This is a genomic window from Mycobacterium kyorinense (assembly GCF_002101735.1).
GTDB classification, from domain to species: domain Bacteria; phylum Actinomycetota; class Actinomycetes; order Mycobacteriales; family Mycobacteriaceae; genus Mycobacterium; species Mycobacterium kyorinense.
Window position 1 is genome coordinate 16,458 of the sequence record NZ_LQPE01000085.1, and the last position, 25,377, is coordinate 41,834.

Consider the following 25,377-nt stretch of genomic DNA (forward strand, 5'->3'; position numbering starts at 1 on the left):
GCGCCCTGGATCAACGCTTACCCGGCTGATCATGCGGGCATACTGACACTATGCGTTCCATCTGGAAGGGCTCGATCGCCTTTGGGCTGGTCAACGTCCCGGTCAAGGTTTACAGCGCCACCGAGGACCACGACATCAAGTTCCACCAGGTGCACGCCAAGGACAACGGCCGAATCCGCTACAAGCGGGTCTGCGAAGTGTGCGGCGAGGTCGTCGAGTACCGCGATCTCGCCAGGGCATACGAATCCGACGACGGGCAGATGGTGGTGATCACCGACGACGACATCGCAACGTTGCCCGAGGAGCGCAGCCGCGAGATCGAGGTGCTGGAATTCGTGCCAGCCAGTGAGCTCGACCCGATGATGTATGACCGCAGCTACTTTCTGGAGCCGGATGGCAAGTCATCCAAATCGTATGTGCTGCTTGCCAAAACGCTTGCGGAGACGGATCGGGTGGCGATCGTGCATTTCGCGTTGCGCAACAAGACGCGGCTTGCGGCGTTGCGGGTCAAGGACTTCAGCAAGCGCGAGGTGATGGTGATCCATACCCTGTTGTGGCCCGACGAGATTCGCGACCCGGACTTCCCGATCCTGGACAAGAAGGTCGAGATCAAACCTGCCGAGCTCAAGATGGCCGGGCAGGTCGTGGAGTCGATGGCCGACGACTTCAACCCGGACCGCTACCACGACGACTACCAGGAGCAGCTGCACGAACTGGTGCAGGCCAAACTCGAAGGCGGCGAAGCGTTTACCACCGAGGAGCAGCCGAAGGAACTGGACGAGACAGAGGACGTCTCGGATCTGCTGGCCAAACTCGAGGCCAGCGTGAAGGCTCGCTCGGGCGACGGAAATGCCCCGGCGAAGAAGACCGCGGCCAAGAAAGCACCGGCGAAGAAAGCGCCCGCCAAAAAGGCGTCGGCCAAGAAGGCGCCCGCCAAAAAGTCAACGGCCAAGGCCGGCTCGAAGTCCTAGTTCCCGTCGTCGAGAAGGCCCCAATCGCGCGGCTGACAGTGACCGGACTGCACGATTGCCCTGCGAACCGGTACCACACTCCCCGGGCCGTCATCATTTGTTGACGCCCAGAGGAGCACACACCTTCGGTTGCGCGATACAGATCGCAGTCACAACCGGCAGTCGGTCAAGACTAGAACGTGTTTCAGAAATAGGGTTCCACGGCCGCCCACCGCTTGTTACGGTGTCGGCCGTGATACTCGACAAATTCCGGCTCGACGACCAAGTTGCCGTGATTACCGGGGCCGGGCGCGGCCTTGGCGCGGCCATCGCACTGGCCTTCGCCGATGTCGGCGCGGACGTCGTCATCGCCTCGCGGACCCAATCCCAACTAGAGGCCGTCGCGGAAAGAGTCCGCGCGGGCGGCCGCCGCGCGCATGTCGTCGCCGCGGACCTGGCCCATCCCCAGGCGACCGCGGAACTGGCCGGCCAGGCGGTCGAGGCCTTCGGCCGGCTCGACATCGTCGTCAACAACGTCGGCGGCACGATGCCCAACGCGCTGCTGAACACGTCGACCAAAGACCTCAAAGACGCGTTCACCTTCAACGTCGGCACCGCGCACGCGTTGACCACCGCGGCCGTGCCGCTGATGCTCGAGCACGCCGACGGCGGCAGCATCATCAACATCACGTCGACGATGGGACGGGTGGCCGGACGCGGCTTCGCCGCCTACGGCACCGCCAAGGCTGCGCTTGCCCACTACACGCGATTGGCTGCCCTGGACCTGTGCCCGAAGATCCGGGTCAACGCCATCGCGCCCGGCTCGATTGCCACCTCCGCGCTGGACATCGTCGCCTCCAACGACGAGCTGCGAGAGCCGATGGAGAAGGCAACACCCCTGCGCCGACTCGGACAACCAGACGAAATCGCCGCCGCCGCAGTATATTTGGCCTCGCCTGCAGGCGCCTACCTGACCGGCAAGGTGCTCGAAGTCGACGGCGGCATCACCTTTCCCAACCTCGACCTCCCGATCCCGGACCTGTGACCATGCCCATTCGCGTCGCCCAGATCGGCACCGGCAACGTCGGTGTCCACGCGCTCCGCGCACTCGTCACCAATCCCGAATTCGAGCTCACCGGCGTATGGGTCTCATCGGATGCCAAAGCCGGCAAAGACGCGGGAGAGCTTGCCGGACTTGACGTTTCGACCGGCATCGCCGCCACTACCGATCTGGACGCGGTGCTGGCGACCCGGCCGCAATGCGCGGTCTACACCGCGATGGCCGACAACCGGCTGCCCGAGGCGCTCGACGACTACCGGCGCATCCTGGCCGCCGGGATCAACGTCGTCGGCAGCAGCGCCGTATTCCTGCAGTACCCGTGGCAGGTGATCCCACCGGAGATGCTCACCCCGCTGGAAGACGCGGCGCGGGAAGGCAATTCGAGTCTGTTCGTCAACGGCATCGACCCGGGGTTCGCCAACGACCTGCTGCCGCTGGCGTTGGCGGGCACCTGCCAGAACGTCCAGCAGATCCGCTGCATGGAGATCGTCGACTACGCCACCTACGACAGCGCGACCGTCATGTTCGACGTGATGGGGTTCGGCAAGCCGATCGACGAGATCCCGATGCTGCTGCAACCCGGCGTGCTGAGCCTGGCCTGGGGCTCGGTGGTGCGCCAGCTCGCCGCGGGCCTGGGCATCGAGCTCGACGAGGTCACCGAGCGCTACGAACGCGAGCCGGCCCCGGCAGATTTTGACATCGCCTCCGGACACATCCCGCAGGGCAGTGCGGCCGCGCTGCGGTTCGAGGTGCTCGGGATGGTCGACAGCCAACCCGCGGTGGTCCTCGAACACGTCACCCGGTTGCGCGAGGACCTGCGGCCGGATTGGCCGCAACCGACGCAGCCCGGCGGCTCCTACCGCATCGAGATCACCGGCGAACCCTCGTATGCCGTCGATGTCTGCGTGAGTAGCCCCAACGGCGACCACAACCACGCCGGGCTGGTCGCCACCGCGATGCGCGTCGTCAACGCGATACCCGCCGTCGTCGCCGCGCCGCCCGGCATCCGCACCACACTGGATCTGCCGCTGGTGACTGGGCGGGGGCTCTACACCGCGAGCTGAATGTTTCGGCTACCCTAACTTTCTAATTTCGGGCAGCGAAAGTGAGTTAGGTGGCGCAGAGCACCCAGGTCAGGACGGGCTGGTATCTGCTCGGGCCAGCGTTCGTCGCAGCGATCGCCTACGTCGATCCCGGCAATGTCGCGGCCAACGTCAGCGCCGGCGCGCAGTTCGGGTTCCTGCTGCTGTGGGTGATCGTCGCCGCCAACGTGATGGCCGGGCTGGTGCAATACCTGTCGGCCAAGCTCGGGCTGGTGACCGGGCGCACGCTGCCCGAGGCCGTCGGGGTCCGGATGACGCGTGCGGCCCGGCTGGCCTACTGGGTCCAAGCCGAGATCGTCGCGATGGCGACCGATGTCGCCGAAGTGATCGGCGGAGCCGTCGCGCTGCGCATTCTGTTCCATCTGCCGCTGCTGCTGGGCGGAGTGATCACCGGCGTGGTGTCGCTGCTGTTGCTGGGCATCCAGGACCGGCGCGGTCAGCAGTTGTTCGAGCGTGTCATCACCGGCTTGCTGCTGGTCATCGCGATCGGGTTCACGGCCAGCTTCTTCGTGGCCACCCCGCCGCCCGACGAAGTGCTCGGCGGTCTGCTGCCCCGGTTCCGCGGCACCGAAAGCGTGCTGCTGGCCGCGGCGATGCTGGGCGCGACGGTCATGCCGCACGCGGTGTATCTGCACTCCGGCCTGGCCCGCGACCGACACGGGCATCCGGCGCCCGGGCCGTGGCGGCGCCGGCTGTTGCGGATCACCCGCCTCGATGTCGGGCTGGCGATGGTCGTCGCGGGAGCGGTCAACGGGGCGATGCTGCTGGTTGCAGCGCTCAACATGCAGGGCCGCGGCGGAACCGGAACCATCGACGGCGCCTACGCGGCGGTGCGCGACACCGTCAACCCGACCATCGCGGTGTTGTTCGCGATCGGGCTGCTGGCGTCCGGGCTGGCCTCGTCCTCGGTAGGCGCATACGCCGGCGCGATGATCATGCAGGGTTTGCTGTACCGGTCGGTGCCGATGGTGGTGCGCCGGCTGGTCACGCTGGCCCCCGCCCTGCTGATTCTGGCCGTCGGCCTGGACCCGACCCGCACGCTGGTGTTGTCGCAGGTGGTGCTGTCGTTCGGGATCCCGCTCGCGGTGCTGCCGCTGGTTGCGTTGACCAGCGACCGCGCGCTGATGGGCGACGACGTCAACCACCGCCTCACCACGGCTATTGGCTGGCTGGTCGGGGTTTTGATTAGTCTGCTCAACGTGGTGCTGATCTACCTCACCCTCAAGGGCTAGTGCCGGCCCGTCGTCATAGCTACTTCGCGTACGGGTCCAACCTGTGCGTGCAGCAGATGGCGCGGCGCTGTCCCGACGCCGTAGATCCGTGTCCGGCCGTGCTGGGTAACCATGACTGGCTGATCAACCAGCGCGGCGTCGCCACCGTCGAGCCGTTTGCAGGCACCCGCGTACACGGGGTCGTCTGGCGGCTCTCCGACCACGACCTGGCTGCGCTGGACAGCGCGGAGGGTGTGCCGCACCGCTACCGACGCGACCGGCTGACGATCCATACCGACGACGGGCCGTCGCACGCCTGGGTGTACATCGACCACCGAGTCGATCCCGGTGTGCCCCGCCCGGGCTACCTCGAGCGCATCATCGACGGCGCAATCCATCACCGGCTGCCGCGCCGCTGGATCGACTTTCTGCGCCGATGGGACCCGGCCCATTGGTCTCGGCCCGCGTCCACACCCACATCGCCTGCGCCGCAATCGCTTTCAGAGCTGCTGTCCGGCGGCGGTGTGAGCGAAGTCAGCCGGCTGCGGTCGCGGTTCGGGTTTCTGGCCATTCACGGCGGCGGCCTGGAACAGATGACCGACGTGATCGCCGAACGTGCCGCCGACGCCGCCGACGCGTCGGTGTATGTGGTGCGCCATCCCGACCGGTATGCGCACCACCTGTCGTCGGCCCGTTTCGCCCCCGCCGAATCGGCCCCGCTCGCGGAGTTCCTCGACCACGTCGACGTCGCAATCTCGCTGCACGGCTACGGGCGGGTCGGACGCGGGACGCAGCTGTTGGCCGGCGGCCGCAACCGCGCGCTGGCCGCCCACGTCGCCAAGCACGTCGACCTGCCGGGCTACCAGGTGGTTACCGACCTCGACAAGATCCCCCTCGAACTGCGTGGGCTGCACCCGCGCAACCCGGTCAACCGCACACGCGACGGCGGTACTCAGTTGGAGTTGCCGCCGCGGGTCCGCGGGATCAGCCCGCGCAGCCCCCTGCCCGGCGACGACGGACTCTCACCGGTAACCTCCGCTCTGGTGCAAGGATTGGCCGCGGCGGCCCGGTCGTCCTGGGAGCAGATCGGAGTGACTGATTAGCAAGGGTTTTCGCTTTTCGATCGGCATCCATGCGGTCAAGTCCCGGGCCGCGCTGCTCGACAAGGCGCGGCGGCTGGAGGATTACGGGTTCGACGTCCTGCATCTGCCCGACCACCTCGGTGCGCCGGCGCCGTTTCCGGTGCTGGCTGCGATCGCGCAAGCCACCACGACGGTCCGGCTGGGCACCTATGTCCTCAATGCGTGCTTCTACAAGCCCGCGCTGTTGGCGCGCGACGCCGCCGAGGTCGATCTGCTCAGCGACGGGCGCCTGGAAGTGGGACTCGGTGCCGGCTACGTGCGCGAAGAATTCGAGGCGGCCGAGCTGCCCTACCCGAGCGCCGGGCGTCGCGTCGACTACCTCGAGCACGTCACGACCTACCTCAAGGAACACCTGCCCAGCATCCCGATCCTGATCGCCGGCAACGGCGACCGGCTGCTGACGGTGGCCGCCCGGCACGCCCACATCATCGGCCTGACAGGTGCGAACCCGAAGGCGGTCGGCGATCCGCTTTCCGAGCGGATCGACTTCGTCCGGACCGCTGCCGGTGACCGGGATCTCGAATTGAACCTCGCGATCACCGCGGTGCCGACCGATAACTCCGGGATACCCGACCTGTCGCTAACCCGTAGGTATGCGCCGACGCTGTCCGATGCGGAGCTGCTGGAGTTGCCCGCGGTGTTGAGCGGATCCCCCCGCGCGATGGCCGATAGACTGCGCGGATACCGCGACACCTACGGGCTGACGTCGTTCACCGTGCAGGAAAACCACGCCGAAGGCTTTGCGAAGGTGATCGCTGAGTTGCGGTGAGATTCAGCGTAAGCTGCCAGCCGGTCCGCCCTCGTAGCTCAGGGGATAGAGCACCGCTCTCCTAAAGCGGGTGTCGCAGGTTCGAATCCTGCCGGGGGCACAATTCCTGCAGTTCAGCGCTATTTCCATGCCCTGACTAGTGTGACTAGTCCGATAAGTCTAAGCTTGCCTGGGTGAAGACCATCACCAGTACGGAAGCCAAGGCGAAACTGAACGCGATCCTGGCCGAGGTCGAGCGGACCGGCGTGTCGGTCACGATCACCAACCATGGCCGGCCGGTCGCCGTCCTCGCCCCGGCACACCCACGTCGACGCAAGTTCGGTCAATTGCCAACGCTTGCCGTGCCGGAAGGCTTTGACGATCCGCTTCCCGATGCCGAAATCGCTGCCTGGGAAGGCAATTCGTGACGCCGGAGCAGCGCGCAGCGACACCACCCGGTGTCCTGCTGGACACGAGTGTTCTGCTGTGGCTGGTAACCGTCCCCGAAAAGATCTCCGACCCAGTCCGCGAAATCCTCTCAGACCCCGGCACTGACGTCGTCGTATCGGCGGCGTCGGCCTGGGAGATCGCGATCAAGACCCGGCTGGGACGCCTCGACGGCGAGGCACTGCTGTCAGCGTGGTCCGAGATTGTTGCCGACATGACCGCGACCGATCTGCCGATCGATGCGAGCGACGCCATCCTGGCCGGCCGATTGCCGTGGGACCACAAAGACCCATTCGACCGGGTGATCGTGGCGCAGGCAGCCCGCCGAAATCTCACCATCGCGACGAGTGACAGCCGCATCGTGAGCGCCGCGCTGACTCCAACCCTGAGAGCCTAAGGCTGGCGCGGTCAGGTTCCGCGGGTGTCGACGACCCGCTGCGCGAGTTCGGCCAGTTTGACGTTGGTGTCCTGCGACAGCTTCCGCAGCATCTCGAACGCACGCAGGGCATCGACTTTGTAGCGCTCCATGATGATGCCCTTGGCCTGCCCGATGACGTCTCGGCTGTTGATCGCGGACCGAAGCTGCTCGCTGTGCCGGCTGGCCAGGATCGCCGCCGCAGCATGCGCAGCCAGCACCGAGCCGAGGGCTTCCGACTCCGCGGTGAACGCGTGGGCCTTCAGCCCGAACACATTCAACGCGCCCGCGGTGCGGTCACCGGCATAGAGCTTGAAGGACAGACAGCTGTACACGCCGATTTCGGCAAGCGCGCGCGAGAAATTCGGCCACCGGGTCTCGATCGCGAAATCATCAGCGCGCAGCATCAAGTCATCGTGCGCCGCATCCAGGCACGGGCCCTCGTTGTACTTCGCCTGGAGCTGGTCCAACTTGTAGACCATTTCGGAGGTGCCGAACAACGACTCGAACTTGCCGCCCTTGGAGACCAGCAACACGCCGGCGGTGTCGGCGCCGGGCAGCAATTCGACCGCCGCACCGGTCACGGTCGCCAGCACGTCTTCCACCTTGGCGGGCGCCGCGACGGAGCGAGCCAGCTCCGCCATCCGCTGCGCTACCTCGTGACCCGATACGTCTGGCATATATGAGAATTCCCTCGGCAGCGCACAACTACACAATTCCGGGCGAGCAGACCGACAATGTTTGTCAATGGAGGCCAACGGCAATGTGCCCTTGAAGGCGGACGCGTTGGTCGACCTGCGCGCTCGCTCAGGTCTCGTCGGTTCAGCCGAGAGCCGACGGGGCCGCCCTCGGTTGTACTACCGTGCCGCTATGCGCGAGGGCTTCACTCGGTGAACGTCGAGATCGTCGCCAAGTTCTTGTCCACCCTGCCCGAGGATGACGACCACCCCTACCGGACCGGGCCATGGCGGCCGCAAACCACCGAATGGGACGCCGACGACCTGCCGGCGGTCGACGGTGAGATACCGCCCGACTTGGACGGCATCTATCTGCGCAACACCGAGAACCCGTTGCATCCGCCGTTGAAGAGCTATCACCCGTTCGACGGCGACGGCATGCTGCACGTGGTCGGGTTCCGCGATGGCAAGGCCTTCTACCGCAACCGCTTCATCCGCACCGACGGCTTTCTTGCCGAGAACGAGGCGGGCGGGCCGTTGTGGCCGGGGCTGGCCGAGCCCGTGTCGCTGGCCAAGCGGACGGACGGCTGGGGCGTTCGGGGCCTGCTGAAGGACGCGTCGAGCACCGACGTCGTCGTGCACCGCGGTACCGCGCTGACCAGTTTCTATCAGTGCGGTGACCTGTATCGGCTCGACCCGTACACCGCCAAAACCCTTGGCAAAGAACAATGGAACGGCCGCTTCCCGTTCGACTGGGGCGTGTCGGCGCATCCCAAGGTCGACGCCAGGACCGGCGAATTGCTGTTCTTCAACTACAGCAAGCAGCCGCCGTACATGCACTTCGGCGTCGTCGACGCAAACAACGACCTGGTGCACTACGTCGACGTTCCGCTGCCCGGGCCGCGGCTTCCGCACGACATGGCGTTCACCGAAAACTACGTCGTGCTCAATGATTTCCCGCTGTTCTGGGAGCCCGAGCTGTTGGCTCGTGACCTGCACGTGGCGCGGTTCCATCCGGACATGCCGTCGCGTTTCGCAGTGCTGCCGCGGCGGGGCCAGACCTCCGACATCCGCTGGTTCGAAGCCGAGCCGACGTTCGTGCTGCACTTCGTCAACGCCTACGAGGACGGCGACGAGATCGTGCTCGACGGCTTCTTCCAGGCCGACCCCGAGCCCGCCGACACCGGCACCGGCAGCAAATGGCAACGGGCGTTTCGCTTTTTGGCCCTCGACCGCATGCAGGCCCGGCTGCACCGGTGGCGGCTGAACCTGGTGACCGGCGCGGTGGCCGAGGAGCAGCTCTCGGAGGCCATCACCGAATTCGGAGTGATCAACGCCGACTACGCGGCCACCGCATACCGTTACAGCTATGCGGCCACCGGAAAGCCCGGCTGGTTTCTGTTCGACGGGCTTGTCCGGCACGACGTTCTCACGGGCAGCGAACAGCGCTATTCGTTCGGCGACGGGGTCTACGGCAGTGAGACCGCGATGGCGCCGCGCGCAACCGGCGGCGGCGAAGACGACGGCTACCTGGTCACGCTGACCACCGACATGAACGCCGACGCCTCCTACTGCCTGATCTTCGACGCCGCTCGAGTGAGCGACGGACCGTTGTGCAAACTCGAACTGCCGGAACGTATTTCCAGCGGCACCCATGCGACGTGGGCGCCGGGCGCGCAGTTGCGGCGCTGGCATACCGCGGAGTCGGCGGCCGGCGCAATCGGGCTGTCACCGGCGCAGTGACGACGCCAGCGCCCACCCGGAACAGATCACCGCGCCGGCCGCGCCCACCGCGCCGACGTAGAAGCCGTAGCCGGCCGCGACCGGCGGGTTGACGTTGACGCTGTAGTACCACCACGTCAGCGCACCGATGAGCAGTGAAAGGGCAAGCGCGGCAACCGATGCCAGCCTGGCTGACAATCCACGCCCGACCACCGCCCCGGCTACCAGCAGCGTCGACGACAGCAACACGATCAGCTGACCCGTCCCGAAGCCGCGCGGAAGATGAAGGCTGCCCATGCTGCCCCCGACGGCACTGGCCCAGCCGCCCCCGTTGACGGTTGTGGTCAGCCACGGCAGCCAGGTGCTGACCGACAGTATCGCGGCGAATAGCGCGACCAGCCAACCAGGATGCAGACGGGTCATAGTGCGAGACTAGCGCGCACTTTAGTGTGGAGCGATGACCGAGCTACCGGACTGGGCCCGCGAGCTGGATCTGGCCCCCAACCCTGAAGGCGGCTGGTTTCGGCAGACCTGGCGCAGCGATGTGACAGTGGGCCAATCGGCGCTGCCACCGGATTACACCGGGCCGCGCAGCGCCGGAACGGCAATCCTGCTGCTGCTGATGCCCGGTCAGCAGTCAGCCTGGCACACCGTGCGCAGCGCCGAGCTGTGGCTGCATCATCGCGGCAGCCCGCTACTGCTCGACATCGGAAGCGAACGACACAGCGCCACAACGCATGTGCTCGGAAGCGACATCCTCGCCGGTGAACAACCCCAGGTGCTGGTGCCGCCCCGATACTGGCAGCGGGCCCGGCCCCGCGACGACGAGCCCAGCCTGGTCAGCTGCGTGGTAGTACCCGGCTTCGACTACGCCGACTTCGGCCTCGGTCCAGCCGATTAGGCCTGCAGCGACGACAGGTTGAACACCGCGCCCGTCGGGTCGGCGGCCGCCGCCAGCCGCCCGTAGGGAGTGTCTTCCGCGCCGCGCAGCACCGCGCCGCCGTTGTCGACGATCACCTGCAGCGTCTTGTCGACGTCTTCGGCGCCGAAGAAGATGGCCCAGTTCGATCCGACGCCGGCCGGCAGACAGCCCACGCCGTCCATCACGCCGAGCAGTTGCTGATCACCGAACCACGCAGTGGTGTACCGGAATTCGTCGGTGTCGGAGACTTGCTCGGTGCGCCACCCGAAGACCTCGCGATAGAAGTCGACCGCGGCGCGGTGGTCGCGGGTGGTCAACTGGTGCCAGACCGGTGCGCCGGCCTCGCCGATCACCTCGAAGCCGGGGTGCTCCAAGGGCTGCCACAGGGCGAACGGCGCGCCGGTCGGGTCAGTGGCCATGCTCATGAATCCCTTGGCCGGTATCTCCATCGGCTCGATGCAGGACGAGCCACCCGCCGCGGTCAGCGCCGACACCGTGGCGTTGATGTCGGCGGTGTGAAAGTAGGTGGTCCAGCCGTCCGGCGCTTGCCACTGCGGGTTGTTGGCCATCAGGCCGGCGACCGGTTGGCCGTTCTTGGCGGCGTTGACGTATCCGCCGTATTCGGGTCCGGCGGATTCGAAGGTCCAGCCGAAGACAGTGCCGTAAAAGTCGAGGGCACGGTCGAGGTCGGATGAGGCCAGGTCGATCCAGCAGGGAGCGCCCAGCGGGGCGCCATGACGGACGGGCATGGTGGCTCCTTTCGGTGTCGGGGTTCACCCATACCGACCGCCGCCGGCTCCGAAAGTCATCGCACCGGCGCGAACACCTTGACGAAATTGTCCAGCGATTCGCGGATGTCACCCCGCAGCGCCCCCGCGACGATCATGCCGATCGGGCCGAACAGCGCCGGACCGCCCAGGTGCACGTCGAAGTTGACCTCGCAGCCGTCGCCCTTGGGCTTGATCTTGGCGAGCAGCTTGACCTTGACGCCGCCGACCCCAATTCCGTTGAGTGTCATGGCTTCCGGCGGCTTGTAATGCACGATCGTCCACTTGATCCGGTTCGGCATGCCCTTGACTTCGACGATCGACTCGACGACGGTGCCCTTCTCCAACTTCTCGGGCAGCGAGCTGCGCCATACCCGGTGGATGGTCAGCCACTCCTTGTAGCGGGATAGGTCGGCGGCGTGCTCCCAGGCCTGCTCGGGCGGCAGGGGTACGTCGATGGATCCGGAGACTTTCGCCATGGGTTAGTTCTCTGGGTTGCCTTTGTCCACAGCCTTTTTGGCTGCGTCCTGCACCTTGTCGACAGCGTCCTTGTACTTGCCGCCGGTCTTGTCGTCGATGATGTCGCCCGCCTTGTCGATCGCCTGCTCAACCTTGTCGGCGTTCTGCGAGAGCAGGCTTTTGGCCTTGTCCAGAAATCCCATCAGTTCATCCTTTCCGTTTGCCGACCCTACCGTCGGGCCTTGTCGTCCTGGAGTCGCCACCATGGTTCGAATTCCGCCGGTTCGGTGGGATCTACGCGTTGTCCGGGTTTGGGGACCGCCACCCGGACATCGGATGCCTCTGCGGCCCTCAGCAGCCTTTCGACCGGCTCGGCCCAGGGATGCGGCGCCAATCGGAAGGTGCACCAGTGGATAGGCACCAACGTCCGGCCGCCGAGGTCCAGGTGTGCGCGGACCGCCTCCTCGGGATTCATGTGGATGTCCGGCCACGCCTTGTTGTAGGCGCCGACTGGCAGCAGCGTGAGGTCGAACGGCCCGTGCTCGGCGCCGATCTGCGCGAAGCTCTTGGTGTAGCCGGTGTCGCCGCCGAAGTACGCGCGATGCCTCGGCCCCATCAGTGCCCACGACGCCCACAGCGTGGTGTTGCGGTTCAAGAAGCGGCCGGAGAAATGCCGCGCGGGTGTGCAGATCAGGGTGAGCGCGTCGACGTTGGCGCGCTCGTTCCAGTCGAGTTCGACGATGCGCTCGTCGGGAATGCCCCACGACCGCAGGTGCGCGCCCACCCCGAGCGGGACGACGAACGGCGCCCACTGCGTGCGGGCCAGTGCCAGGACGGTGTCGATGTCGAGGTGGTCGTAGTGGTCGTGGCTGATGACGATCGCGTCGAGCGCCGGCAGCCCCTCCAGGTCGATCGGCGGCGGATGCATCCGCTGCGGGCCAATGACATCCGACGGCGAGCAGCGGTCGCTCCACACCGGGTCGGTGAGCACCCGATAGCCGTCGATCTCCACCAGCGCCGTCGCGTGGCCCAACCAGCAGACCGCCAGTTCTAGGGCGCTGCCCAAGGGCTGCGGGGCGGCCAGCGGGATCGCCGCACGCGGCCGGCTCGCCGCACGACCGCCGATGACCTCACGGAGGATCAGCCGCTGCTGCTCGCGGTCCATGCTGAACATCGAGCCCCGTTCCAGGTTGACAAAGACGCCGTCGCGGAAATTCGGCGAGCGGCCGGCCACCGCACGGATCGCGGCGGGATCCGCCCCGAGGGCCGCCGGTGCACCGTGCAACGCGCGCAGCACCCACCCCCCGCCGGCTAGCGTGACCGTGCCGGCGGCCAGTCGCAGCGCTCCGCGCAGCATCCGATCAGGCTCCCTGGAACTTCGGTGGTCGTTTCTGCATGCGGGCCACCTGCGCTTCGATGACGTCCTGGCTGGCCCAGGCCTTGTCGAAGAGTTCCTTGTGCACCGGCCAGGCTTCCTCGATGGCGCCGTCGTCGTTGAGTACCCGCTTTGCGTGCGCTAGCGCCAGCGGCGCCAGGCCGGCGATCTCCGCGGCCCAGGCCTGCGCGTCGGCCAGCGACCCAATCCGGTTGGCCATCCCGGTCTGCAGCGCGACATCGGCCGTCAACTTCTCGGCCGAGAGCAGCATGGCCCTGGCGCGGCCGTGCCCGACGAGCGAACACAGTCGACGGATACTCCAGTTATCAAGGGCCAGACCGTATTTCGACGTCGGGAACTGGAAGAACACCTCTGGCGCCACCACCCGCAGGTCGCATTGCATCGCCAGCTGCAAACCGGCACCGATCGCGGGCCCGTTGATCGCCCCGATCAGCGGCATCGGCGCGGCGTCCATGGCCTTGTGCAGCTCGATCAGCCGGTCCGGGTAGTCGGCGGCGAACGCGTCCCCGGACAGATCCGCGCCGGCGCAGAACACCGTGCCCTGGCCGGTCAGCACGATGGCGCGGACGTTCTCGGCCGCCGCCTTCTGCACCGCCTCCCGCAGCTCCTCGACGAGCTGGGAGTTCAGCGCGTTGCGGCGCTCGGCGCGCTGCATCTCGATGGTCAGGACGTCTCCGTCACGGGTGACACCAATCATGTGCGCCACTCTACGAGAGCCACCACATCAACTTGACGGCGTCACCAGCTGCCAGTCGTCGGGCAGCCCGTGGGTCTTGGCCAGCTCACCCTCGGCTTCCACGTGCACGGTCAGGCTGCCCAGCCGCAGATCGGTCAGCGCGACCCGCCCCCAGGCCGCCGGGACATGCGGTGCGATCGACAGCCTGCGGTGCGGCACGTCGGGGTCGAGTCCCATGAACGCGCGCAGCAGCAGCAACGGCGCCGCACTGGACCAGGCCTGCGGCGAGCATGACGTGGGATAGGGCACCGGGGCCGCGAACTGGCTGCGCGCAAAGCCGCAGAACAACTCGGGCAGCCGGCTACCGAACGCTTCGGCCGCGTCGAGCAGCCCGGTGGCCAGGTGCTCGGCCAACTCGACGGCGCCGGGAATGTGGCGGTAGCGCAGCAACCCGGCCACCGTGATCGCGGTGTCATGCGGCCAGATCGAGCCGTTGTGATAGCTCATCGGGTTGTAGGCGCCCATGGTGGTGGCCAGCGTGCGCAGGCCGAACCCGGAATCCATCTCGTGGCCGGACAGCCGCTCGACGATCTGCGCGGCGTGTTCGTCGCTGGCGATGCCGGTCCACAGGCAGTGGCCCACGTTGCTGGTCAGCGCGTCGACCGGGCGTTTGTAGCCATCCAGCGCGACCGCATACCAGCCTTTCTCGGCAAGCCAGAAGGTCTCGAGGAACTTGGCTCGCAGTGCGTCGGCGCGCTCGCGCAGCCGCGCCGCCGTCGGTAGGTCGCCGAACCCGTCGGCGAGGTCGGCGCGCGCGAGCAGCGCCGCGTACAGGTAGCCCTGGACCTCGCACAGCGCGATCGGTGGTTCGGCCCGGCGACCGGAGGCGTCGTTGACGCCGTCGAAGCTGTCCTTCCAACCCTGGTTGATCAGCCCGCGGTCGGTGGCGCGCCGGTATTCGACAAACCCGTCGCCGTCGCGATCGCCGTAACGCTCCGCCCAGGCCAGTGCGGAGTCGGCGGCGGGCAGCAGCGCGCGGATCGCGGTCTCGTCGGCGCCCCATCGCCAGCACTCGGCCAGCAGCATCACGAAAAGTGGTGTGACGTCGACGGATCCGTAGTAGACATTGCCGCCGAGCACGTCGTCGCTGGCAGGGCCGCGCCGGATTTCGTGCATGATCCGGCCCGGTTCCTCCTCGGTGATGGGGTCGATGCGCCGCCCCTGGAGACTGGCAAGCCGCTGCAGCGTGCCGACCGAGAGCCCTACCTCCAGCGGCAGCGCCATCCAGGCGGTGAGCAAGCTGTCGCGGCCGAACAGCGTCATGAACCACGGCGCCCCGGCTGCGACGAAGGACCGGCCCCGCCCGGTCTCGTCGTGCATCAGCAGTGCCCCGAGGTCGCTCTCGGTCTGGCGCAACACCGCGGCCAGCCCCGGATGGTCGGTTTCGACGTTGGTCGCGCTGTCCCGCCATGCCTCGATCTTGCGGGCCGGCGCACTGGATTCCACGTCCGCGCCGGCACGCACGCGGCTGGTGATCTTCTGGTTCGCCCACGTCGGCTGCAAGACGATCTCGGTCTGCCAGCGCTCCCCCGGCGGCACCACCACCCGCCAGTTCAGCGAGCCGGGCACCACGATGGGATCGCCGGTCGCGTCGATGGTCAGGCCGCGCACCTGCTCGCCACGCTCGCGCAGCACCAACTCTCCGTCGGTGACCGCCATGTCGGCCCCGCCGACCGCGGCCCGGCCTTCCTTGACCGCGAACAGGTCGGCGAAGTCGGCGTCGGCGTGCAGTTCCAAAGACACCACGGTGCTCTCTTTGTCGAGGTTGTGCAGCGAGATGGTCTCTCGCAGCCCGTCGACGATCAGCCGTTCCCGGACCACCAGCAGGGTGCTGTCGGCGCGCCCGGAGCGCGGCGCGCGGCGCAGAATGAACTGGGCCGCAAACGCTTCCGTCGACTCCACCGACAACGATTCGGGCACTTGACCATCCACCCGCAGCTCCCAGCGGGACAGCACGCGTGCATCGCGGAAGAACAGCCCGTGCGGCCTGCCCACCACCATGTCGCCGTAGCGGTTGGACAAGCAGAACGTCGCACCTTCCACCAGCGTCACCACGTCATTGCCGGACCCGAGGCGGGCCGCGGCGCCGGTGTTGAAGCCCGAGGTCACGCGGTCGCCTTGTCGCTCAATTCAGGGATACGCGCGGCCGGTTCGACGGTCGCTGGGGCCGCAAACCGATCCCGGCGCAACACCTTCCGGTAGATCTGCTCATAGCCGTACCCCAGCTGCGCCACCTCGAAGTGCGCGGCGACGTGGCGGCGGCACGCGTGCGGGTCGATCGCCTGCGTCCTTGCGATCGCTGCGGGCAACTCGGCGGGCCGCTCGCAGACGAAGCCGGTGACGCCGTCGAGAACCACCTCCGGCACAGCGCCGCCACGCAGCGCGACCACCGGCGTCCCGCACGCCATCGCTTCGATCATCACGATCCCGAACGGCTCCTCCCACTGCACCGGGAACAGCAGACACCGCGCACCCGCCAGCAGTTTCCGCTTGCCGACCGCATTCGCCTCGCCGAACACGTGGTCGCTGTCGGTGAGCAGCGGGCGCACGCAGTCCTCGAAGTACTCCTTTTCCGCCGGCTCGCTGCACTTTCCGGCGAGGACGAGCGGCATGCCCACCTCGTGGGCGGCCTGAACGGCCAGATGCGCGCCCTTGTAGGGCGCGAACCGCCCAAGGAACAGGCCGTAGTCGCCCTTGTCCGCCGAAAACGGCCAGTCGCCGATCCGCAGCGCATTGTGAACGCGGCCAATCCAATTCAGGTCGGGCGCCAACTCCTGCTGCCGGTCACTGATGGCGACCAGGCCGACGTCGCGGCCGAGCTCGCGGTAGTACGGGTACAGATCGTCGTCGATGGGGCCGTGCACGGTCACCACGGTCGGCAACCCCAGCGCTTGATAAGCCGGGGCGTTCAACGGGCCGGCGAAGGTGTGGTCGTGCACGAGGTCGACACCGTCGGCCGCGGCGATCCGGGCGATCTCGCTGCGAACCTTCAACGCGTGCATTACCTCGGGGTAGGGCTCGCCGAGTCGTTCCGGCAGCGTCCGGTCCCACAGCGGGACGAATTTGGCTACGGTTCCCGGTTCCCCGGCGCCGATCACCGTGACGGCGTGGCCGCGTGCGACGAGCATGTCGGCGAGGTCGGCCACGACGGCCTCGACACCGCCGTAGCCCTTCGGCGGAATGTCGAAATAGGGCGGTGCCACCAAGACGATCCGCAGCTGACGCTTGGGATCGGGACCATCGGACCAGAAGACGAAATCAGCGCCGCGCATTGACGTTTCCCTCCCTCCGACTTCATCGACACGCGTTAGCACTCTGATTCGACGAGTGCTAATTATGGTCGGTCCGAGCCCGATCTGCCAAGTCCTGGCTACCCTCGTTCGGTGAGCCGGATCAGCGTCGACGAACTGCGCGACGCGGTGTTCGACGCGGATTCGTTTGTCAGCTGGGACACCGAGCCGCTCGCGGTGCCCACCACCGAGGCGTACGCTGCCGAGCTGGCCGCCGCCCGGGCCGCGACCGGACGCAGCGAGTCCGTGGTCACCGGCGAGGCCCGCGTGCACGGGCGGCGAGTGGCCGTGATCGCCTGCGACTTCGACTTTTTGGCCGGCTCGATCGGAGTAGCGGCGGCAGAACGGATCACCACCGCGATCGAGCGAGCCACCCGCGAGCGCCTCCCGCTGCTGGCCTCGCCGAGCTCCGGCGGCACCCGGATGCAGGAGGGCACAGTCGCTTTCGTGCAGATGGTCAAGATCAGCGCGGCGATCGCGCTGCACAAGCGGGCACGTCTGCCGTATTTGGTGTATCTGCGCCACCCGACCACGGGCGGCGTGTTCGCTTCGTGGGGCTCGCTGGGTCATGTCACCATCGCCGAGCCCGGTGCGCTGATCGGCTTTCTGGGTCCCCGGGTGTACGAGCAGCTCTACGGTGAGCCGTTCCCGTCGGGCATCCAGGTCGCCGAGAATCTGCAACGGCATGGCGTGATCGATGGCGTCATTCCGCTGCGATGGCTGCGCCGCACGCTGGAACGGGTGCTCAAGGTGTTGGTCGATCCGCCCGCGGGCCGGCCGCCGGCGCTCGACCACGAGCCGATACCCGATGTGCCGGCGTGGGATTCGGTGGTGGCATCGCGCCGGCCGGACCGCCCGGGCGTCGGAACGTTGCTGCGCCACGGCGCTACCGAGCGTGTGCTGTTGTCGGGGACCGGCCAGGGTGAGGCGGGCAGCACGCTGCTCGCGCTGGCGCGCTTCGGCGGCCAGCCCGCCGTCGTACTCGGTCAGCAGCGTGTCTTCGGCGGCATCGTGGGTCCGGCCGCGTTGCGCGAAGCCCGGCGCGGCATGACGCTGGCCGCCGGTCTGCGGCTACCGCTGGTGCTCGTCATCGATACCGCCGGCCCGGCGCTCTCCGAAGCCGCCGAGCAAGGCGGACTGGCCGGTGAAATCGCGCGCTGTTTGGCCGAACTCGTGACACTGGAGACGCCGACGGTGTCGGTGCTGCTGGGTCAGGGCAGCGGCGGGCCGGCGCTGGCGATGCTGCCCGCCGACCGGGTGTTGGCGGCGCTGCATGGCTGGCTGGCACCCCTGCCACCGGAGGGCGCCAGTGCGATCCTGTTCCGCAACACTGACCATGCCCCCGAACTCGCTGCGGCCCAAGGCATCCGGTCGAAAGACCTGCGTGCATCGGGCATTGTCGACGTCGTCGTGCCCGAACATCCGGATGCGGCCGACGAACCGATCGTGTTCGCCAAGCGGCTGTCGAGAGCCATTGCCCACGAATTACACACGCTGCGAGCGGTCCCCGATCGCCAGCGCGTCACTGCCCGCCTGCAACGCCACCGGCGGATCGGCCTGGTCTGAGGTAATCAGCGGTGCCAGCGGACCGGGCCGGCCCGCAGCGGAGGCTCATTGTCGTCGCGAGAACGTTTGCGCGTCACCGGAATCCGGGTCGGGGCGGTGCGTCTGCGGACAACCGGATGCGCACGGTCATAGGCCGCGCGCCGGCTGGGATCACGTAGCAGTGCATAGGCCGCCAGGATTTGGCGTAGCCGTTCGTCGGCTCCGGAATTCGGCTCCCCGGAACGCCTGTCGGGGTGATAGTCACGCAGCTGGCGCCGGTATGCGTGGGTGATTTCGGCCTGCGTCGCCGTCGGCGATACACCGAGCACCGAGTAGGGGTCATCCATCTCAGGCACCGGAGCCTTTCCACCCGGGCCGACAGTCGTGTGCCGGGGTGGGCGCGTATCGGGCCACAAACGCGCCCACCCCAGGTCGATGAGGTCCGTGCAGTCCACCAAAATGGCCACTATCGGTGGCGATGCGTGCGCGATACTGCGTCGGCCGCTCTCGCGTAGCAATCCTTGTGGACAGCACGGGGGTCACCGCTTTCGGTTTCGACTGTCGACGCATCACCTCCTCATCGTCATCCGACACGTGGGCCATGGGCAGGGCCGCGCCCTGCGCCGTCGGGCGGCGACCCGCTGCACCCGGCTGCGCCGCGCCTGCGGTCGCCGCCGCCCGTCTCAGGCGTTGATCGCGGTCTGGTGGCCGTCGTGGCTGATTTCGATGCGGCGCGGCTTGGCCTTTTCAGCCACTGGAATGGTCAGCCGCAAGACGCCGTCGTGGTAGTTGGCCTCAATCTTGTCGGTGTCTAGGTTCTCGCCGAGGAATAGCTGCCGGCTGAACACGCCACGCGGACGTTCGGCGGAAACCATTTCGCGGTTTTGATCCAGCTCAGGCCGCTCGGCGCGGACCGTGAGCACATTGCGCTCGACATCCAGGTCGAGCGAATCGGCGTTCACGCCAGGCAGGTCGAACTCGACGATGAACTTGTCACCGTCTCGCCAGGCGTCCATCGGCATGACCGCCGGCCGGGCTGCGGTCCCGAGCACTTGCTGGGTCCACCGGTCGAGGTCACGGAACGGATCGGTACGCATCAGCACCATGACTTAACCTCCCGAGTCGTTGCCAAATGACCTATGTCTACTGACATAACTTTGTGATAGCACTCGAGGCACTATTATGCAAGTGGTACTCACCAGATTTCTGGAAAGAGCGGCCCGGCGACCCCGGCTCACCGCGCCGGAAATCTATGCTTGCTGAGAAAGCTTTGTCATATCCACTATGATAGTTTTGTGTATGCGCCAGCCAGGAAGCTCGACGACGAATGGAGACGCAGTTGACCAGCGACGCGACCCCGCGGTCCGCGCGGGGCGTCTACGGCATCTCGGTGGCATCCGAGCTGTCGGGCATTGGGCCGCAAACCTTGCGGCTCTATGAGCGTTGGGGACTGCTAACCCCGTCGCGCACCGACGGCGGGACCAGACGCTACAGCGACGACGACCTCGAGCGGCTGAAGCGAATCAGCGAACTGGTCGACCAAGGGATCAACCTGGCCGGCGTCGTGCAGATCCTCAACCTCGAAGAGCGCAACTCTCAGCTAGAGTCCGACAACACTCAACTACGGTCCGACAACGCCGAACTCAAGGCTCGTCGCGCCGCGCCCGGCGGCAACGCATCGCGAAGGGGAAGGAGGGACTCCGATCATGAAGAACGTCGAGGGACTCGCCCGGGTCGACGAAACGCCCGAAGCTGATGCGATGGACCAGCAGTGTGTCGTCGATGCCGATGACGAAATCGGTCTGGACACTTCGTATGTCGCAGATGTCGTCGATCGCGACGCCAACCCCGCCGACCTGATCGACCAGGCGATCGTGGTGCCGGTGCCCGAGGACGACTGAGCGTCGGCGCTTCACCCGTCGGCGGCCGGAAGCTCGTCGAGATCCGCGGCGTTCGGCCGGTTCTGGCCGAACAGGTGGCCCCACGTGCTCAGGGCAACGGCCCTGGCCGCGTCGTCGAGGCCCGTGCCCGGCTGAGCTTCGGCGATGGCCACTAGTGCATCGGCCAAGCTGACCGGATTGACTCCGTGGCGCTTGGCCGTCTGCATGAGTTCGACGAACGCCTGGTCGACACGGCAGCGGCGCAACGTGACGAGAACTCCCTCGGCGGTGTCCAGAATCCGCGCACCGGCGCGGCGTGTGTCGCGCGGTCGCCGATAGTTGTTCATCAAGGTCACCTCCTCACGCTGAGGAACTTGTGACCTAGTGCATATATTTCCTGCGCTCCGATGTCGAGATCCAGCGGCGTTGCGGCCGCCCGGGCGCATCCCTCAACATTCAATCGATGACTACCCAAGACTCGGCGGTCACGACACGAGATCGGGCCGCGCTGCAAGCGGTCAACTTCTTCATGGCCGACATGGAGGCCGGCATGGGGCCGTTTCTGGGCGTTCTGCTGGCCGGGCGCGGCTGGAGCACCAGCGCCATCGGCGCGGTCATCACCCTGGGCGCCATCGTCGGCATGTGTACGGTCGCCCCGGCAGGCGCGCTGGTCGACGCCACCACCCGAAAGCGGGCCTGCGTCATCGTCGTTGGTCTGGCCGCGGTGGCGGCGTCGGCCGTCATTCTCGGCTCAGGGAGTTTCTGGGTCGTTGCCGCCGCGCAGTCAGTGATGTGCATCTCCGGGGCGACCATCGCGCCGGCGGTAATCGGCATCACGCTCGGCGTCGTGGGTCAAGCGGGGTTCACCGCGCAGAACGGCCGCAACCAGGCTTATAACCACGCAGGCAACATGATTGGCGCCGCGCTGTCCGGGCTGCTGGGCTGGCTCTTCGGCTACGCCGGGGTGTTCTGGCTGGCCGCGGGGTTCGCCGCGGTGACGATCGGCGCCGTGCTGGCGGTGCCGGCCGATCACATCGACCACCACGTGGCCCGCGGCGAGGCGCCGCCCGGCGATCGCGCGCCGGTCAAGCGGCTGCGGGTGTTGCTCGAGTCGCGGCCACTGCTGGCGCTGGCCGCCGCGGTGATGCTGTTCTGGCTGGGCAACGCGGCGATGCTGCCGCTGTACGGGTTGGCCGTCGTCGCCACGCACACCAACCCATTCACCACGGTGGCGACCACGGTGGTGGTGGCTCAGGCCGTCATGATCGTGGCGGCGCTGGCCGCCACGCGCATCGCCCAGACCCGCGGGTACTGGGTGGCCATCGTGATCGCGTTCAGCGCACTGCCCATCCGCGCGCTGGTCGCGGCCGGTGTGATCACCACCTGGGGCATTATTCCGGTGCAGGTGCTCGACGGCGTCGGCGCCGGCATGCTGTCCGTGGCCGTGCCGGGTCTGGTGGCTCGCATCCTCGCCGGCACCGGCCACGTCAACGTGGGGCAGGGCGCCATCATGGCCGCGCAGGGCCTCGGCGGTGCGCTCAGCCCGGCGCTGGGCGGGTTCGTCGCCCAACATCTGGGATTCCCAACGGCTTTTTTGATGCTGGGCGGCCTGTCGTTGGGGTCGTTGGTCATCTGGTTCGGTTTTGCGTCCTCGCTGCGCGGCGCCGACGTCCCCGCTAAGGCAGCAGATAGTCGTTGCGCGCCAAGCCATCCGTGATCTGGGCCACGGTCTGCTCGACGGTCCGGTCACTGGAGTCGACGACATGGCGCTCGAGTTCCACGAGGTCGCCGAATTGTGCATTTAGTTGCGAAATCGGCTCGGGGAGAGTCAATTCGTCGGCGCCGCGACCGCTGGCCCTGGAGAGCGCAACATCCAGCCGAGGCCGCAGCACCACATACGACGTCGCTATCTCATGCCGTCGAAGGACGCTGTGCAGCTTGTCGAGAAACCACGGGCCCACGATCCCGTCGAGGATGACGTCGTAGTCTCCGGTCGCGTACCGGGCGGCGGCCTCGGCGATGACCCCGATGACGACCTCGTTCTGCTGGGCCGCCTCCTCGAGGTAGGGCGCGATATAGCCGGTCCGGATCCAGCGATAGAACGTGTCGGTGAGCATGTGCACGGTCGGCCGCTGTGCCGACGTGGCGAGAACCTCTGCGACCGTGGACTTTCCGGAGCCGGGCGGGCCGGTCACGACGACCACCTGCCCGGAGCGGCTCATGCCGCGGCCTCGTCGGCGCCGCCGAATTGAGTTAGATACAGCTCGGCGTAGCGCCCGCCACGAGCCAGCAGTTGGTCATGCGTGCCGCGCTCCACGATCCGGCCGCCTTCCACGACCAGGATCTGGTCGGCTGCCCGCACGGTGGACAGCCGGTGTGCGATGACGATCGACGTCCGGCCCGCCAGCGCCTCTGAAAGCGCCTGCTGCACAGCGGCTTCCGACGCCGAATCCAGGGACGCCGTCGCCTCGTCCAGCACGACCACCCGCGACTGGCCCAGCAGCAGCCGGGCGATCGTCAGCCGCTGCCGCTGACCGCCCGACAGACGATAGCCGCGCTCCCCCACCACGGTGTCCAGCCCGTCGGGCATCTCGGCGACGACGTCGGCCAGCCGGGCGCGCCGCAGCGCCGCCCACAGCGCGTCGTCGGAGGCGTCGGGCGCAGCCAGTTGCAGGTTCGACCGGATCGGCTCGTGGAACAGGTGGCCGTCCTGGGTGACCAGGCCGACCGTCTGGCGCAGCGACGCGGTGGTCAGGTCGCGCACGTCGACCCCGGCCAGCCGCACCGCACCGGAGTCCACGTCGTAGAGCCGGGCCAGCAGAGCGGCGATCGTCGACTTGCCGGCCCCGGACGACCCGACCAGCGCCACCATCTGTCCCGGCTCTGCGGTGAACGAAATCCCGTGCAGCACTTCGTCTCCCCCGCGACCGTCGAGCACCGCGACCTCTTCCAGCGAGGCCAGCGACACCTTGTCGGCCGACGGGTAGCCGAATCGCACGTCGTCGAAGACCACCGAGACGGGACCGGCGGGCACCGGCACGGCGTCAGCTCGCTCGACGATCAGCGGCTGCAAATCCAGTACCTCGAAGACCCGCTCGAAGCTGACCAGCGCACTGGCGATCTCGACGCGGGCGTTGACCAGCGCGGTCAGCGGTGCGTACAGCCGGGTCAGCAGCAGCGCCAGCGAGACGATTGCCCCGGCCTGCAGATGACCGCCGATCGCCAGCACCCCGCCCAGCCCGTACACCAAGGCCAACGCCAGCGTCGACATCAGCGTCAGGGAATTCATGAACACCGACTGCAACATCGACGATCGCACCCCGATATCGCGCACCCGCCCGGCGCGCAGCGCGAACTCGTGCGACTCGCGCTGCGGGTCACCGAACAGCTTGACCAGGGTGGCGCCCGGCGCGGAGAACCGCTCGGTCATTTGGCTGTTCATCGTCGCGTTGTACACGGCGCGTTCCCGGCTCAGCCGCGCCATCGTGGTGCCGATCCGCCGCGCCGGCACCACGAACAGCGGCACCAGCAGCAGCGACAACGCCGTGATCTGCCAGGAGATCCCGGCCATCACCACCAGCGTCAGCGTCAGCGTGACCAGGTTGGACACCACGCCGGACAGCGTGTCGGAAAAGGCCCGCTGGGCTCCCATCACGTCGTTGCCGAGCCGGCTGACCAATGCCCCCGTACGGGTGCGGGTGAAAAACGCCACCGGCATCCGCTGCACGTGGTCGTACACCGCGGTCCGCAGATCCAGGATCAGACCCTCGCCGATGGTCGACGACAGCCACCGGGTGACCAGTGACACCGCGGCCTCGGCAACCGCCACCAGCGCGATGACGGCCGCCAGCAGCACGACCGCTGCGGTCGATGAGCCCGCCACGATCTGGTCGACCACCTTGCCGGCCAGCATCGGGGTGGCCACGGTCAGCAGCGCGCTGGCCACGCTGACCCCGACAAATGCGCCCAACCTGCGGTGATGCCGCCCGGAGAAGCGCCAGATCCGGCCGACGAGGCCACGCCCCACCAGCGAGCGAAGCTCGCCCGACCGCGCGTGCATCTGCCGGTACAGCGCGCGGCTGGCGACCGATTCCATATTCACGGGCTTCACGGTAAAACCTCAACAAAGGATGAGGTCAACCGACGCGCCGAAGCCCGGGCGGCTCCTCCCACCGCCACGCCGTTCGATCAGGCAAGATGGGCGCATGGACACTGGTGTGACCTCACCCCGGGTTTTGGTGGTCGACGACGACTCCGACGTGCTCGCGTCGCTGGAGCGCGGGCTGCGGCTGTCCGGATTCGAGGTGTCGACCGCGGTCGACGGCGCCGAGGCGCTGCGCAGTGCCACCGAGACCCGGCCCGACGCGATTGTGCTGGACATCAACATGCCCGTGCTGGACGGCGTCAGCGTGGTCACCGCGCTGCGCGCCATGGACAACGACGTTCCCGTCTGCGTCCTGTCGGCGCGCAGCTCGGTCGACGACCGGGTGATGGGCCTGGAGGCCGGCGCCGACGACTACCTGGTCAAGCCGTTCGTGCTGGCCGAGCTGGTGGCGCGGGTCAAGGCGCTGCTGCGCCGCCGCGGATCGACTGCGACGTCGTCGTCGGAAACCATCACGGTCGGCCCGCTGGAGGTCGACATCCCGGGCCGGCGGGCCCGGGTCAACGGCGTGGACGTCGACCTGACCAAGCGGGAGTTCGATTTGCTCGCGGTGCTGGCCGAGCACAAGACCGCGGTGCTGTCCCGCGCGCAACTGCTGGAGCTGGTGTGGGGCTACGACTTTGCCGCCGACACCAACGTGGTCGACGTGTTCATCGGCTACCTGCGGCGCAAGCTGGAGGCCAACGGGGCTCCCCGGCTGCTGCACACCGTTCGAGGAGTGGGATTCGTGCTGCGCATGCAGTGA

Annotated in this window: 29 protein-coding genes and 1 tRNA gene; 16 read left to right on the top strand and 14 right to left on the bottom strand. The window is 67.5% G+C overall.

Annotated features, from left to right (window positions below):
- The first annotated feature begins 50 nt into the window (after positions 1–50).
- The 9 genes from ku (at position 51) to AWC14_RS10330 (ending at position 7,058) form a co-directional block, all read left to right on the top strand.
- The gene (gene ku, locus AWC14_RS10290) at positions 51–971 is read left to right on the top strand and encodes a non-homologous end joining protein Ku (RefSeq protein ID WP_085241239.1); all 921 of its coding nucleotides are present in this window, start codon (positions 51–53) and stop codon (positions 969–971) included.
- A 232-nt stretch (positions 972–1,203) separates the two neighbouring features.
- A complete protein-coding gene (locus tag AWC14_RS10295) occupies positions 1,204–1,995 on the top strand; it encodes an SDR family oxidoreductase (RefSeq protein WP_057003158.1) in 792 nt (263 codons plus the stop codon).
- A gap of 2 nt (positions 1,996–1,997) precedes the next feature.
- A complete protein-coding gene (locus AWC14_RS10300; RefSeq protein ID WP_045374865.1) occupies positions 1,998–3,074 on the top strand; it encodes an NAD(P)H-dependent amine dehydrogenase family protein in 1,077 nt (358 codons plus the stop codon).
- 50 nt (positions 3,075–3,124) lie between these two features.
- Positions 3,125–4,345, top strand: a complete 1,221-nt coding sequence (locus AWC14_RS10305; RefSeq protein ID WP_045374862.1) for an Nramp family divalent metal transporter — start codon at positions 3,125–3,127, stop codon at positions 4,343–4,345.
- Positions 4,345–5,427 carry a poly-gamma-glutamate hydrolase family protein gene (locus AWC14_RS10310; RefSeq protein WP_081967997.1) on the top strand — a complete coding sequence of 361 codons (1,083 nt, stop codon included), beginning with the start codon at positions 4,345–4,347 and terminating at the stop codon, positions 5,425–5,427. Before AWC14_RS10305 ends, AWC14_RS10310 begins: the two co-directional genes overlap by 1 nt.
- Positions 5,423–6,235 carry an LLM class F420-dependent oxidoreductase gene (locus tag AWC14_RS10315; protein ID WP_045374859.1) on the top strand — a complete coding sequence of 271 codons (813 nt, stop codon included), beginning with the start codon at positions 5,423–5,425 and terminating at the stop codon, positions 6,233–6,235. The genes AWC14_RS10310 and AWC14_RS10315 overlap by 5 nt, the downstream gene beginning before the upstream one ends.
- 27 nt (positions 6,236–6,262) lie before the next feature.
- Positions 6,263–6,335, top strand: a tRNA-Arg gene (locus tag AWC14_RS10320).
- Between the two features lie 73 nt (positions 6,336–6,408).
- Positions 6,409–6,642: a type II toxin-antitoxin system Phd/YefM family antitoxin gene (locus AWC14_RS10325; RefSeq protein ID WP_045374856.1), complete on the top strand. Its 234-nt coding sequence runs from the start codon at positions 6,409–6,411 to the stop codon at positions 6,640–6,642.
- Positions 6,639–7,058 (top strand): type II toxin-antitoxin system VapC family toxin, encoded by a 420-nt coding sequence (locus AWC14_RS10330; RefSeq protein ID WP_045374853.1) that lies wholly within the window; start codon positions 6,639–6,641, stop codon positions 7,056–7,058. The genes AWC14_RS10325 and AWC14_RS10330 overlap by 4 nt, the downstream gene beginning before the upstream one ends.
- 11 nt (positions 7,059–7,069) lie before the next feature.
- Here AWC14_RS10330 and AWC14_RS10335 read toward each other — a convergent pair whose 3' ends face one another.
- Positions 7,070–7,756 carry a GAF and ANTAR domain-containing protein gene (locus tag AWC14_RS10335; protein WP_045374850.1) on the bottom strand — a complete coding sequence of 229 codons (687 nt, stop codon included), beginning with the start codon at positions 7,754–7,756 and terminating at the stop codon, positions 7,070–7,072.
- A 210-nt stretch (positions 7,757–7,966) separates the two neighbouring features.
- Here AWC14_RS10335 and AWC14_RS10340 point away from each other — a divergent pair, with 210 nt between their 5' ends.
- A complete protein-coding gene (locus AWC14_RS10340; protein WP_045374847.1) occupies positions 7,967–9,496 on the top strand; it encodes a carotenoid oxygenase family protein in 1,530 nt (509 codons plus the stop codon).
- On the opposite strand, the gene AWC14_RS10345 is transcribed toward AWC14_RS10340, so the two are convergent.
- On the bottom strand, positions 9,482–9,898 hold the full coding sequence (locus AWC14_RS10345; RefSeq protein ID WP_045374843.1) for a hypothetical protein: 417 nt from the start codon (positions 9,896–9,898) through the stop codon (positions 9,482–9,484). The genes AWC14_RS10340 and AWC14_RS10345 overlap by 15 nt on opposite strands.
- A 34-nt stretch (positions 9,899–9,932) precedes the next feature.
- On the opposite strand from AWC14_RS10345, the gene AWC14_RS10350 reads away from it, so the two are divergent.
- Positions 9,933–10,376 (top strand): cupin domain-containing protein, encoded by a 444-nt coding sequence (locus AWC14_RS10350; protein WP_045374841.1) that lies wholly within the window; start codon positions 9,933–9,935, stop codon positions 10,374–10,376.
- On the opposite strand, the gene AWC14_RS10355 is transcribed toward AWC14_RS10350, so the two are convergent.
- Genes AWC14_RS10355 through AWC14_RS10385 form a run of 7 tightly spaced genes read right to left on the bottom strand, consistent with a single transcriptional unit; the run spans position 10,373 to position 17,027 of the window.
- Positions 10,373–11,146: a VOC family protein gene (locus AWC14_RS10355; RefSeq protein ID WP_045374838.1), complete on the bottom strand. Its 774-nt coding sequence runs from the start codon at positions 11,144–11,146 to the stop codon at positions 10,373–10,375. The two genes, AWC14_RS10350 and AWC14_RS10355, sit on opposite strands and share 4 nt — an antisense overlap.
- Positions 11,147–11,202: 56 nt before the next feature.
- Positions 11,203–11,643, bottom strand: a complete 441-nt coding sequence (locus AWC14_RS10360; protein WP_045374835.1) for a type II toxin-antitoxin system Rv0910 family toxin — start codon at positions 11,641–11,643, stop codon at positions 11,203–11,205.
- 3 nt (positions 11,644–11,646) lie between these two features.
- Positions 11,647–11,826, bottom strand: coding sequence for an antitoxin (locus AWC14_RS10365; protein WP_045374833.1), 180 nt, complete (start codon positions 11,824–11,826; stop codon positions 11,647–11,649).
- A gap of 26 nt (positions 11,827–11,852) precedes the next feature.
- Positions 11,853–12,980 carry an MBL fold metallo-hydrolase gene (locus tag AWC14_RS10370; RefSeq protein ID WP_193393797.1) on the bottom strand — a complete coding sequence of 376 codons (1,128 nt, stop codon included), beginning with the start codon at positions 12,978–12,980 and terminating at the stop codon, positions 11,853–11,855.
- Between the two features lie 4 nt (positions 12,981–12,984).
- Positions 12,985–13,716, bottom strand: coding sequence for an enoyl-CoA hydratase (locus AWC14_RS10375; protein WP_045374830.1), 732 nt, complete (start codon positions 13,714–13,716; stop codon positions 12,985–12,987).
- 27 nt (positions 13,717–13,743) lie between these two features.
- Entirely contained in the window at positions 13,744–15,864 is a 2,121-nt protein-coding gene (locus AWC14_RS10380) for an amylo-alpha-1,6-glucosidase (protein WP_045374827.1), read from the bottom strand.
- Complete coding sequence (locus AWC14_RS10385) at positions 15,861–17,027, bottom strand: glycosyltransferase family 4 protein (RefSeq protein ID WP_045374825.1); 1,167 nt, start codon at positions 17,025–17,027, stop codon at positions 15,861–15,863. The genes AWC14_RS10380 and AWC14_RS10385 overlap by 4 nt, the downstream gene beginning before the upstream one ends.
- Positions 17,028–17,138: 111 nt before the next feature.
- Between AWC14_RS10385 and AWC14_RS10390 the strand changes: the two genes are divergently transcribed.
- Positions 17,139–18,611, top strand: coding sequence for an acetyl-coenzyme A carboxylase carboxyl transferase subunits beta/alpha (locus AWC14_RS10390; protein ID WP_045374822.1), 1,473 nt, complete (start codon positions 17,139–17,141; stop codon positions 18,609–18,611).
- A 5-nt stretch (positions 18,612–18,616) separates the two neighbouring features.
- Here AWC14_RS10390 and AWC14_RS10395 read toward each other — a convergent pair whose 3' ends face one another.
- Together AWC14_RS10395 and AWC14_RS10400 are read right to left on the bottom strand one after the other, a co-directional pair.
- Positions 18,617–18,937, bottom strand: coding sequence for a J domain-containing protein (locus AWC14_RS10395; protein WP_045374819.1), 321 nt, complete (start codon positions 18,935–18,937; stop codon positions 18,617–18,619).
- 336 nt (positions 18,938–19,273) lie between these two features.
- Positions 19,274–19,696: an Hsp20/alpha crystallin family protein gene (locus AWC14_RS10400; protein WP_045374816.1), complete on the bottom strand. Its 423-nt coding sequence runs from the start codon at positions 19,694–19,696 to the stop codon at positions 19,274–19,276.
- Positions 19,697–19,929: 233 nt separating this feature from the next.
- Between AWC14_RS10400 and AWC14_RS10405 the strand changes: the two genes are divergently transcribed.
- Together AWC14_RS10405 and AWC14_RS10410 are read left to right on the top strand one after the other, a co-directional pair.
- On the top strand, positions 19,930–20,346 hold the full coding sequence (locus tag AWC14_RS10405; protein ID WP_142281661.1) for a MerR family transcriptional regulator: 417 nt from the start codon (positions 19,930–19,932) through the stop codon (positions 20,344–20,346).
- A 4-nt stretch (positions 20,347–20,350) separates the two neighbouring features.
- Positions 20,351–20,491 carry a hypothetical protein gene (locus tag AWC14_RS10410; protein ID WP_235215827.1) on the top strand — a complete coding sequence of 47 codons (141 nt, stop codon included), beginning with the start codon at positions 20,351–20,353 and terminating at the stop codon, positions 20,489–20,491.
- A gap of 11 nt (positions 20,492–20,502) precedes the next feature.
- On the opposite strand, the gene AWC14_RS10415 is transcribed toward AWC14_RS10410, so the two are convergent.
- The gene (locus AWC14_RS10415) at positions 20,503–20,817 is read right to left on the bottom strand and encodes an ANTAR domain-containing protein (protein WP_057003159.1); all 315 of its coding nucleotides are present in this window, start codon (positions 20,815–20,817) and stop codon (positions 20,503–20,505) included.
- Between the two features lie 116 nt (positions 20,818–20,933).
- Here AWC14_RS10415 and AWC14_RS10420 point away from each other — a divergent pair, with 116 nt between their 5' ends.
- Positions 20,934–22,187 (top strand): MFS transporter, encoded by a 1,254-nt coding sequence (locus tag AWC14_RS10420; RefSeq protein ID WP_045374808.1) that lies wholly within the window; start codon positions 20,934–20,936, stop codon positions 22,185–22,187.
- On the opposite strand, the gene AWC14_RS10425 is transcribed toward AWC14_RS10420, so the two are convergent.
- Together AWC14_RS10425 and AWC14_RS10430 are read right to left on the bottom strand one after the other, a co-directional pair.
- Entirely contained in the window at positions 22,147–22,692 is a 546-nt protein-coding gene (locus AWC14_RS10425; protein WP_045374804.1) for an AAA family ATPase, read from the bottom strand. The genes AWC14_RS10420 and AWC14_RS10425 overlap by 41 nt on opposite strands.
- Positions 22,689–24,572 (bottom strand): ABC transporter ATP-binding protein, encoded by a 1,884-nt coding sequence (locus tag AWC14_RS10430; RefSeq protein WP_045374800.1) that lies wholly within the window; start codon positions 24,570–24,572, stop codon positions 22,689–22,691. The genes AWC14_RS10425 and AWC14_RS10430 overlap by 4 nt, the downstream gene beginning before the upstream one ends.
- 103 nt (positions 24,573–24,675) lie before the next feature.
- Here AWC14_RS10430 and prrA point away from each other — a divergent pair, with 103 nt between their 5' ends.
- The gene (prrA, locus tag AWC14_RS10435; protein ID WP_045374797.1) at positions 24,676–25,377 is read left to right on the top strand and encodes a two-component system response regulator PrrA; all 702 of its coding nucleotides are present in this window, start codon (positions 24,676–24,678) and stop codon (positions 25,375–25,377) included.